16 protein-coding genes are annotated in these 13,032 nt (G+C 72.3%); 7 read left to right on the forward strand and 9 right to left on the reverse strand.

Translation table 11 applies throughout. The features are described from left to right. Window positions 1–87 precede the first annotated feature (87 nt). On the reverse strand, window positions 88–504 hold the full coding sequence (locus ACFY01_RS07030; protein WP_390734608.1) for a DUF3037 domain-containing protein: 417 nt from the start codon (window positions 502–504) through the stop codon (window positions 88–90). Then, window positions 501–1,283: a HipA family kinase gene (locus ACFY01_RS07035; protein ID WP_390734609.1), complete on the reverse strand. Its 783-nt coding sequence runs from the start codon at window positions 1,281–1,283 to the stop codon at window positions 501–503. The genes ACFY01_RS07030 and ACFY01_RS07035 overlap by 4 nt, the downstream gene beginning before the upstream one ends. 172 nt (window positions 1,284–1,455) lie before the next feature. Between ACFY01_RS07035 and ACFY01_RS07040 the strand changes: the two genes are divergently transcribed. Further along, window positions 1,456–1,974, forward strand: a complete 519-nt coding sequence (locus tag ACFY01_RS07040) for a Rieske (2Fe-2S) protein (RefSeq protein WP_390734610.1) — start codon at window positions 1,456–1,458, stop codon at window positions 1,972–1,974. Between the two features lie 9 nt (window positions 1,975–1,983). On the opposite strand, the gene ACFY01_RS07045 is transcribed toward ACFY01_RS07040, so the two are convergent. Continuing rightward, window positions 1,984–2,628 (reverse strand): cysteine hydrolase, encoded by a 645-nt coding sequence (locus tag ACFY01_RS07045; RefSeq protein ID WP_390734611.1) that lies wholly within the window; start codon window positions 2,626–2,628, stop codon window positions 1,984–1,986. 161 nt (window positions 2,629–2,789) lie between these two features. On the opposite strand from ACFY01_RS07045, the gene ACFY01_RS07050 reads away from it, so the two are divergent. Then, entirely contained in the window at window positions 2,790–3,257 is a 468-nt protein-coding gene (locus ACFY01_RS07050; RefSeq protein ID WP_390734612.1) for a pyridoxamine 5'-phosphate oxidase family protein, read from the forward strand. Between the two features lie 15 nt (window positions 3,258–3,272). On the opposite strand, the gene ACFY01_RS07055 is transcribed toward ACFY01_RS07050, so the two are convergent. Next, window positions 3,273–4,175, reverse strand: coding sequence for a LysR family transcriptional regulator (locus ACFY01_RS07055; protein ID WP_390734613.1), 903 nt, complete (start codon window positions 4,173–4,175; stop codon window positions 3,273–3,275). Window positions 4,176–4,249: 74 nt separating this feature from the next. On the opposite strand from ACFY01_RS07055, the gene ACFY01_RS07060 reads away from it, so the two are divergent. Further along, a complete protein-coding gene (locus tag ACFY01_RS07060) occupies window positions 4,250–5,188 on the forward strand; it encodes a DMT family transporter (RefSeq protein ID WP_390734614.1) in 939 nt (312 codons plus the stop codon). 6 nt (window positions 5,189–5,194) lie between these two features. Here ACFY01_RS07060 and ACFY01_RS07065 read toward each other — a convergent pair whose 3' ends face one another. Next, window positions 5,195–6,526 carry an aminotransferase class I/II-fold pyridoxal phosphate-dependent enzyme gene (locus ACFY01_RS07065; protein ID WP_390734615.1) on the reverse strand — a complete coding sequence of 444 codons (1,332 nt, stop codon included), beginning with the start codon at window positions 6,524–6,526 and terminating at the stop codon, window positions 5,195–5,197. Between the two features lie 46 nt (window positions 6,527–6,572). Here ACFY01_RS07065 and ACFY01_RS07070 point away from each other — a divergent pair, with 46 nt between their 5' ends. After that, window positions 6,573–7,256, forward strand: a complete 684-nt coding sequence (locus ACFY01_RS07070) for a pyridoxamine 5'-phosphate oxidase family protein (RefSeq protein ID WP_390734616.1) — start codon at window positions 6,573–6,575, stop codon at window positions 7,254–7,256. Beyond that, window positions 7,256–7,885: an FMN-binding negative transcriptional regulator gene (locus ACFY01_RS07075; protein WP_390734617.1), complete on the forward strand. Its 630-nt coding sequence runs from the start codon at window positions 7,256–7,258 to the stop codon at window positions 7,883–7,885. The genes ACFY01_RS07070 and ACFY01_RS07075 overlap by 1 nt, the downstream gene beginning before the upstream one ends. Window positions 7,886–8,100: 215 nt before the next feature. On the opposite strand, the gene ACFY01_RS07080 is transcribed toward ACFY01_RS07075, so the two are convergent. Together ACFY01_RS07080 and ACFY01_RS07085 are read right to left on the reverse strand one after the other, a co-directional pair. Beyond that, window positions 8,101–9,105 carry a DMT family transporter gene (locus ACFY01_RS07080; RefSeq protein WP_390734618.1) on the reverse strand — a complete coding sequence of 335 codons (1,005 nt, stop codon included), beginning with the start codon at window positions 9,103–9,105 and terminating at the stop codon, window positions 8,101–8,103. Between the two features lie 82 nt (window positions 9,106–9,187). Further along, on the reverse strand, window positions 9,188–9,739 hold the full coding sequence (locus ACFY01_RS07085) for a Clp protease N-terminal domain-containing protein (protein ID WP_390734619.1): 552 nt from the start codon (window positions 9,737–9,739) through the stop codon (window positions 9,188–9,190). 237 nt (window positions 9,740–9,976) lie between these two features. Between ACFY01_RS07085 and ACFY01_RS07090 the strand changes: the two genes are divergently transcribed. After that, window positions 9,977–10,405: an SRPBCC family protein gene (locus tag ACFY01_RS07090; RefSeq protein WP_390734620.1), complete on the forward strand. Its 429-nt coding sequence runs from the start codon at window positions 9,977–9,979 to the stop codon at window positions 10,403–10,405. A gap of 92 nt (window positions 10,406–10,497) precedes the next feature. On the opposite strand, the gene ACFY01_RS07095 is transcribed toward ACFY01_RS07090, so the two are convergent. Both ACFY01_RS07095 and ACFY01_RS07100 read right to left on the reverse strand, forming a co-directional pair. Then, window positions 10,498–11,115, reverse strand: a complete 618-nt coding sequence (locus tag ACFY01_RS07095; protein ID WP_390734621.1) for a PadR family transcriptional regulator — start codon at window positions 11,113–11,115, stop codon at window positions 10,498–10,500. Between the two features lie 92 nt (window positions 11,116–11,207). Beyond that, window positions 11,208–12,041 (reverse strand): class II glutamine amidotransferase, encoded by an 834-nt coding sequence (locus ACFY01_RS07100; protein ID WP_390734622.1) that lies wholly within the window; start codon window positions 12,039–12,041, stop codon window positions 11,208–11,210. Between the two features lie 174 nt (window positions 12,042–12,215). Here ACFY01_RS07100 and ACFY01_RS07105 point away from each other — a divergent pair, with 174 nt between their 5' ends. Beyond that, window positions 12,216–13,025 (forward strand): PhzF family phenazine biosynthesis protein, encoded by an 810-nt coding sequence (locus tag ACFY01_RS07105; RefSeq protein ID WP_390734623.1) that lies wholly within the window; start codon window positions 12,216–12,218, stop codon window positions 13,023–13,025. Window positions 13,026–13,032: the final 7 nt, after the last annotated feature.

Raw genomic sequence — 13,032 nt, forward strand, 5'->3', positions numbered from 1 at the left:
GTGAGCGACCGCTTAGTACCTTCGACACACGTGACGCTAGAAGCCCTGGCACCCGGTGTCAACGGCACACAGGGTGCGTGTGATCCATTACCTCACCAGGAGGTCCAGCAACCGCTCCGCCTCGCCCGCCGGATCCGTCGTCAGCCCCGTGTGCACGGGCCCGGGCCGCACGACCGTCGAGCGGGGCGCGATCAGCCAGCGGAAGCGCCGCCCGGCGTCGTCCCCCGCGGCCTGCCCGGCCGCCCCGCCCCCGGCGCACACGCCCTCGACGGCGCCCAGCGCGGCCCGCACACCCGCCACGTCCGCATCCGGATCGAGGGCCAGCAGCCGGGCCTCGTCGAGGTGGGTACGGGCGCCGACGTACGCCTGCGCGCGGCAATAGACGACGACTCCCGCATTGATGCACTCGCCCCGCTCGACGCGGGGTACGACCTTGATCAGCGCGTACTCGAAGACGTCGCGGTCTCCGCCCTGGCCCGCCCGGGTGATGTGGCGCTCGGTCACTTGTCCCCCTCGATGCCGTGGATGCCGTCGATGCCGCTGACGCGCTCGTGGATGCCGGCGGCCCGCGTGAGCAGCGGACGCGCATAGGCCCGCCGGAGATCGTCCGGGGTGGCGAAGCCGGGTTCACCGGCCAGCCAGGCGTCGGGGATCTCGGCGGTGACCTCGGCGAGGAGTTCCTCGGTGACCAGGGGCGCCAACGCGGCGGCAGCCGAGCGGACATCGGGCGCGAAGCGCGCGAGGGCGTGGTCCGAGGCGTCGTACGGACGGCCCGCGGAGGTCTCGGCGGAAGGCCAGTTGTGGTGCCAGATCATGGTGGCTCCGTGGTCGATGAGCCACAGCTCTCCCCCGTGCATCAGCAGGTTGGGGTTGCGCCAGGAGCGGTCGACGTTGTTCACGAGCGCGTCGAACCAGACGATCCGCCCGGCCTCCTCGCTGCTCACCGTGAAGGCGAGCGGGTCGAAGCCGAGGGCACCGGAGAGGAAGTCCATGCCGAGGTTGGTGCCGCCGCTGGACCTGAGCAGTTCCTGCACCTGCTGGTCGGGTTCGCCGAGCCCCAGGACCGGGTCGAGGTCGATCGTCACCAGCCGGGGCATCCGGAGGCCGAGACGCCGGGCCAGTTCGCCGCAGACGACCTCGGCCACCAGCGTCTTGCGGCCCTGGCCGGCGCCGGTGAACTTCATGACGTACGTCCCGAAGTCGTCGGCCTCGACGAGCCCCGGCAGCGAACCGCCCTCACGCAGGGGCGTGACGTAGCGGGTCGCGATGACTTCCTTGAGCATCGCCCCAGGTTACTCAGGCTGCGGAGATGCCCGCACCGACAGCGGAACGACAGCTGTGGTTTACGTTCGCCTCATCTCCAGGAAGACAGGATCTCGATGCCGTCTGAACAGGTGGTGCCCCGAGACCGTACCCCTGGACGGATCACGAAAGCTCCGCGGAAGGGAATCCCTCATGACCAGCGCATCGCCCACTCCCGCAGCGGGTCCGGCCCGTCGTACCGTCGTGGCGGCGGCCGGAGCGGCGGGACTCGCCGCCGCGCTGACCGCCTGCGGGTCGGACGACAAGTCGTCGGACTCCTCCGGCGCGGCCGGGTCCACCGGAACGACGGGATCGGCCGGTGCCGCCGCCGGTGCCGGCACCGGCGGCTCACCCAGCGCGCAGGCGAGCGGCGGCAGCGCCGGTGGCGCCGCGCTCGCCAAGACCTCGGACATCCCCGAGGGCGGTGGCAAGATCTTCAAGGACCAGGGCGTCGTCGTCACCCAGCCGACCGCGGGCACGTACAAGGCGTTCTCGTCCAAGTGCACCCACGCGGGGTGCGCGGTGGGCAGCGTCGCAGGCGGCGTGATCGTCTGTCCGTGCCACAACAGCCACTTCTCCGCCGCCGACGGAAGTGTGAAGCAGGGGCCCGCGACGCAGCCGCTGGCCGCCGCGAACATCACCGTCTCCGGGGACGAGATCAAGCTGGCGTGAACGTTGGCGTCAGCCCCGGCGGCGCGGCCGCTTGAGGCAGCCGAGCACCTCGTCCGTGGTCGCGACCGTGGCGACCAGCGCGAGGGTGTTGCGGACCATCGCGGGGGTGTAGTCGGCGGGCACCCCCGCGATGGCGTCGGCGGGCACGACAACGGTGTAGCCGAGGTTGACCGCGTCGAACACGGTGTTGGGGATCGCCACGTTGGCCGAGACCCCGGTGACGACCAGTGTGCGGCAGTCCAGGTTGCGCAGCAGTGCGTCGACCTCGGTGCCCTGCACCGGCGAGAGACCGTGCAGCCGTCGTACGACGATGTCCTCCTCGGTGACCTCGATCGGCGCCGCGACACGCACCGCCGAGGTGCCGGACAGCTGCTGCACCGGCAGCCGTTCGGCGGCACGGAACAGACGGGCGTTGCGGCTGGCGGCCCGGCCGTCGGGGCGGCGTTCGGCGACGGCGTGGATCACCTGGACGCCGCTTTCGTGCGCGGCGGCGACCAGCCGGGCGATGTTGCCGAGGGCTCCGGAGGAGCGGGCCTGACGGGCGAGTTCGGGCAGTGCGCTGTCCGGGCCGACCACGCCCTGCTGGCACTCCACGGTGAGCAGGACGGTGCTCGCGGGGTCGAGGACTTCACCGAGCTGCTCGTGCGAAGCCATTTTCGCGCCCTTTCTCGGGAGTTCGGGGCGGGCGAGACTAACCGGCATTGCGTCCGAGGGGAAGACGACTCATTCTTTTCTGACGTGATGTCAGAGGATCTAGGCACCGGACAGGACCCGGACCGTCTCCTCTGGCACGACGTGGGAGAAGAGGGGGACGCATGACTGCCACTCAGCGCCGGGGCCGGAAGATCATGATGACGACGGGGGAGGTGGACGAGTTCCTCACCACTCAGCGCACCTGCCGGGTCGCCACCGTGTCGGCGAACGGCGCACCGCACGTGAGTGCCCTGTGGTACGCCTGGGACGGCGTGTCGCTGTGGCTGTACTCGGTGGTGCGCAGCAAGCGCTGGACGGACCTCAGCCGCGATCCCCGGGTGGCGATCGTCGTCGACTCGGGCGAGGAGTACGACCAGCTGCGCGGCGTCGAACTGACCGGCACGATGGAGTTCGTGGGCGAGGTGCCGCGCATCGGGGAGCTGTGCGCCGAACTGGACACCGCGGAGACGCTGTTCGCGCGCAAGAACTTCGGCCTGGACGAGATGCCCCACGACGGGCGGCACGCCTGGGCACGGCTGACGCCGGACAAGATCGTCTCCTGGGACTTCAGCAAGCTGGGGCCCGCGTAAGGCCGCCGGGGCGGTTCAGCCGACCTGCCCGGCCGCCGCCCGCAGCGCCTCGACCGCCGCGCGGATGGACGGGCGGCGGTCGGCGTCCGCGCGCCAGACGACGTACACATGGCGGCGCACCCGCTGCTTGAGCGGCACCGTGACGACGCCGGGGGGCACCGGGTGGCGGCCCAGCACCGGCACGATGCACACGCCGAGCCCGGCGGCGACCAGGCCCAGTTGGGTGTGGGTCTCGGCGGCGCGGTGGCCGATGATCGGCTCGACGCCGCGCGAACGCAGCGTGAACATCAGCCACTCGTGGCAGAACTCGCCCTCGCCCCAGGTGATCCACTCGTCCTCGGCGAACTCCCCGAGGTCCACCTCGTCGCGGTCCGCGAGCGGGTGGCCGACCGGCATCGCCACGTCGGCGGGGTCGTCGAGCAGGGGTGCCTTGACCAGGCCGTCGGGCACCGGCATCGGCTTGTTGTACCAGTCGAGCACGACCGCGAGGTCCAGGTCGCCGCGCACCACTGCGGCGATGCCGTTCTCCGGCTCCAGCTCACCGGAGCGCACCCGCAGCGCCGGGTGCCGGGCGCGCAGGTCGGCGAGGGCGGTGGGGAACAGGCCCCGTGCGGCGGTCGGGAACGCCGACAGCCGCAGCTCTCCGGCGACCTGGCCCCGGTGCGCCTCCAGGTCTGACTGGGCGAGCTCCACCTGGGAGAGGATGCGCGCCGCGTGCTCGGCGAGCAGCCGGCCGCCGTCGGTGAGCCTGACGCCCCGCCCGTTCTTGGCCAGGAGCCGCTGGCCGACCTCCCGCTCCAGTTTGCCCAGCTGCTGGGAGACCGCGGACGTCGTGACGTGCAGCGCCTCGGCCGCCGCGCTGACCGAGCCGTGCCGGGCGAGGGCGTCGAGGGTTCGCAGGCGCTCCAGGTTCAACATATAAGTAATACTAAGAGGTGGCGCTGTGGAAATCTCAATTGTGCTACGAGGTTGACTGAAGCATCGTGGAGGCCATGACCACCGCCGCTGCCACTCGCACCGAAGCCCGACCGACCGCCGCACGCCCCCGCGCCCGCCTCGACTGGCGCCTCCGTTTCGGTGCCCTGTCCCTGATATGGGGCTTCAGCTTCCTGCTCATCAAGGTGGGCACCGAGGGCTACGCGCCCTTCCAGGTCACGCTCGGGCGGCTGGTCTTCGGTACGGCGGTGCTCGCGGCCGCGATGGCGGTGAAGCGGGAGCGACTCCCGCGCGGGGCCCGCACCTGGGGCCATCTGGCGGTCGCCGCGTTCCTGCTCAACGCCCTGCCGTTCTCCCTCTTCGCCTACTCGGAACTGACGATCCCGTCCACGCTGGCCGGCATCTGCAACGCCACCTCGCCCCTGTGGGGCATGGCCCTGTCCTTGGTCGCCCTCTCCGAGGACCGGCCGACGCGACTGCGGGTCGCCGGGCTCGGCCTGGGCTTCTTGGGCGTCCTGACGGTCCTGGGCGCCTGGCAGGGCTTCGCCGGCCCCGACGCCACGGGCACCGCGCTGGCCCTGCTGGCCTCGCTCAGCTACCCGGTCGGCTGGATATACGTCCGCCGCACACTCGCCGGCAACGGCCACTCCCACCTGTCGATGACGGGCGCCCAACTGCTCCTGGCCGCGCTCCAGCTGACCGTCGTCACCCCCCTGTTCACCACCGCCCCCGCCCACTTCGCCCTCATACCGCTGCTCGCCGTCGCCGCCCTCGGCGCCCTCGGCACCGGCCTCGCGGTCCTCATCCAGTACGGCCTGGTCGCCGAGGTCGGCCCGACGACGGCCCAGATGGTCACCTACTTCATCCCGGTCATCGCCACCGCCGCCGGCGTCGCCATCCTGGACGAGACACTGCACTGGACGACTCCGGTGGGGGCGCTGATCGTGCTGGCGGGGGCGGCACTGACGCAGGCACGGGGCAAGCGGGCGGCCTAGGCGTCCCTAGACGTAGCTGCGCACCGGGGTCGGTCCGACCGCGGAGGCGATCGCGTCCGCCAGCGGGGCGGCCTCGGCCGGGGCCAGGGTCGAGACGGTGATCCGGATGCCGGGCGGGGAGTCGAGGCGGAAGCGGGCGCCGGGCGAGACGGCCCAGCCGGCGTGCAGGAGACGGGCCACCGCGCCGGTCTCGTCGGGAACGGGCACCCAGACGTTCATCCCGCTGCGCCCCTGGGCGCGGACCCCACGCTCGGCGAGCGCGTCGATCAGCAGCTCCCGCCGGGCCCGGTACGCCGCCGCCACCGCCGGTCCGTCGACCGCGCCGCTCGCCCGCAGCCGGACCACCGTCCGTTGCAGCAGCAGGCTCACCCAGCCCGGCCCCAGCCGCTGCCGGCCGCGGACCCGGTCGACGGTGACCGGGTCGCCGGTGAGCACGGCGTGCCTGAGGTCAGGGCCGTAGGCCTTGGCGGCGGAGCGGACGAACGTCCAGTGGCGGGTGACGCCCGCGAGGGGGTGCAGCGGCAGGTCGACGATGCCGTGACCGTGGTCGTCCTCGATGAGCAGTGTCTGCGGGTGCTCACGGAGGACGGCCCGCAGGGCACGCGCGCGTGGGGCGCTCACGGAGGCGCCGGTGGGGTTCTGCGCGCGGTCGGTGACGATCAGGGCCCGCGCGCCGGAGCGCAGGGCCGTGCGCAACGCCTCGGGTCGCGGCCCCTCGTCGTCGACGCCGACGGGGATCGTGCGCAGTCCGAGCGCGGAGACGAGGTCGAGGGTGCGGCCCCAGCCGGGGTCCTCGACGGCGACGGCGTCTCCCGGCTTGAGATGGGCGGCGAGGACGCGTTCCACCGCGTCGAGTGCCCCGGAGAGCACCGCCAGCGGGCCCTCGGGGACACCGTCGGCGTCGAGTTCGGCCCGTGTGACCCGGGCCAGTTCCGGCTCCACGGGATCGTCGCCGTACAGCACCGGCTCCCGGTCCGCCTCCTCGGCGACGGCCGCCAGCGTCGGGGCGAGCGGCGGCAGCAACGCGGGGTCGGGGTTGCCGTCGGACAGGTCACGCACGCCCGCCGGCACGTCCACGCGCACCTTCTCCCGGCCGGTGGTGGCCGGCTTGGGCCGGATCCGGCTGCCCCGGCGCCCCGCGGTCTCGATGACCCCCCGCTCGCGCAGGGTGCGATAGGCGGCCGCGACAGTGTTCGGATTCACCCCCAGCCGGACCGCCAACTCCCGCATAGGAGGGAGCAGTTGTCCGGGCTCCAGGGTCCCGGCGCCCACCGCGCCCTCGATACTCGCGGCAATCTCCGCTGCGCCGCGCCCTTCGATCGGATACTCTCCTAGCACAAAACCAATTATGCACTAGTGCAATAAAAATGCAAGGGAGACCGTCATGCCGAGCACCCAGCAGACGCCACCGCAGCCGGCCGCGTACCGCCCGACCGACCGCACCGTCCCCACCCGTGCCGCGCAAAAGGCGTCGTACGACAAGGAACTGGTGCACGCGATACTCGACGAGGGCTACGTCTGCCACCTCGGCTTCGTCCGCGACGGCGCGCCCGTGGTGCTGCCCACCCTCTACGCCCGGACCGGCGAGCGCCTGTACGTGCACGGTTCCACGGGCTCGCGCCCGCTGCGGATGACCGGCCAGGCCGACCCGGGGCTGCCGGTGTGCCTGACGGTCACCCATGTCGACGGCCTGGTGCTGGCCCGCTCCGCATTCCACCACTCGATCAACTACCGCTCCGTGGTGGTGCACGGCACCGCGTACGAGGTCACCGACCCCGAGGAGAAGCGGCTCGCCCTGGACGCGCTGGTCGACCACGTCGTCGCGGGCCGCGCCGCCGACTCCCGCCCCGCCAACAAGAAGGAGCTGGCCGCCACCGCCGTGATCCGCCTCGACCTGGAGGAGGTCTCCGCCAAGCTCCGCACCGGCGGCGTGAACGACGAACCCGAGGACCTCGCCCTCCCCCACTGGGCCGGCGTGGTCCCGCTGCGCAAGGGGTACGACGCTCCGCTCCCCGAGGCCGACCTGGCTCCCGGCACCGCGCTCCCCGACTACCTCACGGCCCTGTGATGCTGATCCACCCCTGGGACGCACCCCACGACGACGCCGAGTGGCAGACCTGGCTGGCCGCCCACGACTTCGGCCAGCTCGCGGTCACCGGCCCGCCCGGCGAGCCACCGCTCGTCCAGCCGCTGCACTTCGCCTACGCCCCCGACCGCGGCGAGGCCGTCACCCACCTCGCCCGCCCCAACCCGCTCTGGCCCGCCATTGAAGCGGCGCCACGAGTGCTGCTGAGCGTGGTCGACGACTACGTCTACGTTCCGGGCCCCTGGCAGGCCCCACCCGACACCCCGCCCGAGCACGGCGTCCCCACGAGCTTCTACGCGGCTGTCCAGCTCAGCTGCACCGCGCACGTCGTGGACGACCCGGCGGAGAAGGCCGCCCTCCTCAACCGCCAGGTCGGCCACTTCCAGCCGGAGGGCGGCTCGGCCCGCGCCACCCCTGGCGAGGCCCCGTACGGCCGCCTCCTGTCCGGCATCCGCGTCCTGCGGCTGGAAGTGACGGACGTCCGGGCCAAGTTCAAGTACGCGGGAAAGCGATCAGGAGAGGTCCGCCGGCACATGGTGACCGCCCTGACGAACCGCGACGGCCCACGCGACGCGGCGGCGCGGGAGCATCTGATACGGCGGGGGGCCTGAGCGACAGCCCCGGGCGACGCATCCCGGTCGGCTCACACGAGGACCGGTCGCTCCTCCCCCGTCCCTCGTCGCGCCTCGCGTGCCTCCGCGACGGCGAGCCCCGTGACCGAGCCGAGCATCAGCGGCGTGCCGGTCACGCCGGGCGCGTTCCCGGAGGCTCGCCTCAGGCGGCCGGGGGCGGCAGGACGAGTGCGTTCGACGGCATGCTCGCCACCCTAGGCGGCCGTTCCTCGCGCGGACAACTTCCTTCCGGCTCCCCCGCCCGCCACCGGCTCCGCCGCGCCCTTGGCCGGTGTCGAGGACTGCGCGATGAACGCGCCGAGCAGGACGACGGCACCCCCGGCGACCTGTGGCGCCGAGAGGTGCTCGCCGAGCAGCACCCAGGCCAGCACGGTCGCGATCACCGCTTCCAGGCAGGCCACCACGCCCGCGACCTGTGGGGAGAGCCGACGCACGGACAGCACGCCGGTGACGTAGGCGACGGCCGTCGCGACCAGCACGATCCAGGCCAGCAGGGCGACGGCCGGGACCTCGGTGCCGTTCATGCGCGCGGTGCCGGACAGCACCGACCAGTCCATGATCCAGGGCCGGGCGACGAAGGTCAGCACGACGGCACCGACGAGGAGTCCGTAGGCGATGACGCCGAGCGGGTCCGGCGCCTCCTCGCCGTTCCCGGCGCCCTGGTCCGACAGTACGAAGTAGCCGACCTGGCAACAGGCTGCGCCGAGCGCGAGGAGCAGCCCCACCGCGTCGAAGCCCAGGCCGGACCACACCTCGACCACGCAGGCGAGGCCGCCGACGGCGAGGACCACCCCGAGGGCGGCCGCCCTGGTGACGGGCCGCCGTTGCACGAACCGCACCCAGCCCAGCACGAGCGCGGGCGCGAGGTACTCCACGAGCAGCGCGACGCCCACCGGGATACGGGAGAGCGCGGCGAAGTAGCAGGCCTGGACGCCGGCCACGGCGAGCAGTCCGAATCCGGCGAGCAGCGCGGGGCGGCGGCGCGGCAGGGCGCGATGGCGTACCGCGAGCGGCAGCATCAGGAGCGCGGCACCCGTCACCCGCAGCCACACCACGTGCAGCGGGTCGAGTCCCGCCTCGATCAGCGGCTTGGCCGCGACCCCGGATCCCCCGAAGGCGAGCGCGGAGCCGAGCGCCAGGCCGAGCCCGACGCCCTTCCCCCCACCGCCATGACTGCTCTCAGACGTACGCACCGGCACATGATGACAGGCGACGACATGAGCGTCACCCCCGTTGACACCTGTCTCAGCGGCTGGACGGAGCCGGGTCGCCGGCTACCGCTCAGCGCGACCTTCCGCCCTCGCCGACGCACTCCGCCGGCGCGCGGTCGAGCCGCGCGAGCAGGTCCGTCGCCTCGACTCCGGCGCGCCGGAGCACCTCGACCGCCCGAGCCTGCGGATCGGCGGCGAGCGCCGCGAGGAGGTCGATGCCGCGGGCCCGTTCCTCCCCGCGCCGCCCGGAGCGGTCGCGGGCACGCCGCATGGCGGTCGCGGCGACCGGCGACCAGCCTTCGGCGTCCTTCAGGAAGGACAGCGCGCCGGAGTCCTCCACACGGCTCTGCCAGCGCAGGCCGTAGCCGATGCTGCGCTGCACGAGGTAGCCGAGCAGTCGGACGACCTTGCGGGCGTCACCGATGGCGGCGCGCACCTCGGCGTCGGTCTCCAGGAGCGAGTGCAGCAGATGGGCGGTGTCGATCTGCCGGTCCCCGTCCCGGACGGCCCTGCGGCGCGCGACGGCGACCACCGCCGCCAGCTCCGCACCGAGCCCGGCTTCGTCGTCCGCTCGGTGGACGCCCTGGTCGCGGGCGCACTGGCGGGGAATACAGGGTTGCACACCCCCTACCTCATCAGTCCCCCGCGTCCGTGTCATCGGCGAAGGGAACCATGTCGACCTCCCACGGAGAGTGGACACCGGCGTTCGGCATCTCCTCCTTACGGAGGAGATCAGGACCGTACGAGGACTACGGACCGTACCGACCTCCACATGTTCTGACGGTTCGTCAGTATTGAATGTTCGGGGCCCTGCGGCTACGTTCCGCGACACCGTAGCCCGACACGAAGGGGTGGTCGCATGGCCGAAGTCAGCGCGGAGGAACGCATTCAGGCACCGGCCGAGAAGGTGTGGGCGAAGCTCACGGACTGGTCGGCGTACGGGGAGTGGAACGCGACCCACACCAGCTTCCCCAAAGGCGGCCCCGAGGCCCTGGAGGTGGGCGGAACCTTCCAGGAGAACATGAAGCTGATGGGCTTCCCGGCTGAGGTCGAGTGGACCATCGAGGAACTGGAGCCGATCCGGGTGTTCGCCATTCGCGGCAAGGGTCCGATGGCGGTGACCGTCGCCACGCGCTACACGCTCACCCCCGACGGCGACGGCACCGCGGTGCGCATCGACGGCGAGTTCACCGGCGCGGCCGTCTCCCTGATGGCGGGCAAGCTCAAGGATTCGGCGACGGCGGCCCTGAACGAGTCGCTGCGCAAGCTGGGCGGCCTGGTGACCTGACCCGGCGACCCGCCCCGTCCGCACTCACCCCCGTGCACGACGAAGGCGCCCCGCGGATCGCTCCACGGGGCGCCTCGACGGCCGTACGGCTGTCAGTCCTCGTCGGCGAGGATCAGGTACAGCTTCTTGCGGGCGTCGTTGATCACGGCCAGCGCCTTCTCGCGCTGCTCCTTGCTGCCGGTCTTCCAGACCTGGCTGAAGGCCTCCATCAGACCGAAGCCGGCCTGGCGGATCTCGCCGAGGACCTCCCAGTCGACGCCGCGGGACGCCTCCTCCCAGGGGGCCTCGGGGCCCGCCTCGGCCGCGGTCCGGCCCTCGTCGGTGAGGGAGAACAGCTTCTTGCCGCCCTCACTCGCGCTGGCGATCAGGCCCTCGTCCTCCAGCAGCTGGAGGGTGGGGTAGACCGAGCCGGGGCTGGGCTTCCACGCGCCGCCGCTGCGCTCGGCGATCTCCTGGATCATCTCGTAGCCGTGCATCGGCCGGTCCCGCAGCAGGGCCAGGATCGAGGTCCGCACGTCACCGCGCCGCGCCCGCCCCCTCGGGCCACCGCGCCCTCGCGGCCCCCAGGGCCCCGGCCCGAAACCGGGCCCGCCGGGCCCGAACCCCGGACCGCCCGGCCCGAAGGGCCCGAAGGCCGCCCGCATACCGTCCCGGCCGCGCCGGTGGGGGCCGTCCTGCCGATGTCCACGCTCGAATCCGTGGGTACGCATCGCAATCACTCCATCCATCGTTGATCTGTCGCGATGCTTCAACGATATATCGGAACCGATCGCATGACAAGACCCGGAGAACGGTGACCGCGCTACCCGGCCGCGGGGGTGAAGGCGTGCAGTTCGTCCGCGCCCTGGTGCACGACGCCGTAGCTGCTCTCGGGAACCTGGTTCCAGGCACCGGGCAGATCACCGGGGGGCTCGGAGACGACCAGGCGGGTGTCGTCGGAGATGTGCCGGAGAAAGCCCACATCGGGGTGGAGTGCCCGCAGTGTCTCGATCCGGGTGCTGTAGTAGAGCGAGCGTGAGGCGCCCTGACTGGAGTAGCGGAAGGCCCACAGCCGGCGTCCGTCCGTGACCGCCACCGTCATCTGGATCGGGTACTCCACCCCTTGCCGGCGGCCTGTCCGCTCCACCAGACCCACCATCCGCGCGACGGCACCCGGCGGGTCGTGCTCCAGACCGAAGGTGAGCGCGAGGAAGAACATCATCTCCGAGTCCGTCGAGCCCTCGATGTCGGAGAACAGTCCCGGGTCGACGGCCAGGGCCAGATCCCGGCGCACCCGGTGGAAGTCCGCGATCGCCCCGTTGTGCATCCACATCCAGCGGCCGTGGCGGAACGGATGGCAGTTGGTCTGCTGCACCGCGGTACCGGTCGAAGCGCGGATGTGGGCGAAGAACAGCGGGGAGCTGATGTGATCGGCGAGCTCCCGCAGGTTGCGGTTGTTCCACGCCGGAGTGGTGTCCCGGACGATCGCGGGAGTGTCGACGTCCGGCGCGTACCAGCCGATGCCGAACCCGTCGCCGTTGGTCGTCTCGACTCCCAGCTTGGAGTGCAGGCTCTGGTCGATCAGCGAGTGCGCGGGTTTGTAGAGGATGGTGTCGAGCAGGACGGGGGTTCCTGAATAGGCGAGCCATCGGCACATCGGTGGCACCTCCCTGTGGTTCTGAAGGAGAAGTTCACCCGGACCCACCGTGCGGGGCATCGCCTGTAGCGGGTGATTTCCGCACCGAGTGCCCTACGGACTCGCCCCCCGGTCGGTCCAGTGGCCGGTGATTGGCCTTGGCCACGCGGGAGCCCCACGCCCTAGCGTCAACGCATGCGTATCCGAATCGTCGACGCCTTCACCGACCGCCCGTTTGCAGGCAACCCCGCCGGGGTCCTGCTGCTCGACGCCTTCCCGGACGACGACCGGCTCCAGAAGGTCGCCATGGAGGTCAACCACGCCGAGACGGCGTTCGCCCACCGCCTGCCCGAAGGCGGGGACGCGGACTGGGCGCTGCGGTGGTTCACTCCCGTCACCGAGGTGGCGATGTGCGGCCACGCGACGCTCGCCACGGCCCACGTCCTGCACACCACCGGCGCCCACGCGGGACCGGTACGGTTCGCCACCCGCAGCGGCGTGCTCATCGCCACGCCCGGCGCGGACGGCTCGATCACCCTGGACTTCCCGACCGCCCCGCTCACCCCGGTCGAGATCCCGGCCGGCCTCGCGGAGGCGCTCGGCGCGGATCCGGTCGCCGCCGTCGACACCGGGCCCAACGTGGGCGACCTGCTGCTGGAGCTCGCCGACGAGAAGACCGTCCTCGGGCTCTCCCCCGACCACAAGGCCCTCGCCGCCCACTCCGCGCGCGGCGTCATCGCCACCGCCCGCGCCGAGGACCCGGCCCGCGGCCACGACTACGTCTCCCGCTGCTTCTTCCCGAACGTCGGCATCGACGAGGACCCGGTCACCGGCAGCGCCCACACCGCCCTCGCCCCCTACTGGTCCGAGCGCCTCGGCCGCCGCGACCTCACGGGCCTCCAGGCTTCCCGGCGCACCGGCCTCGTCCGCACGGGCCTGCGCGGCGACCGCACCCTGCTGACCGGTCGCGCGGTCACGGTCATCGAGGGCGAACTCCTCACCTGAGCGACAC

It is taken from the genome of Streptomyces sp. NPDC001480 (assembly GCF_042894725.1).
GTDB lineage: Bacteria > Actinomycetota > Actinomycetes > Streptomycetales > Streptomycetaceae > Streptomyces.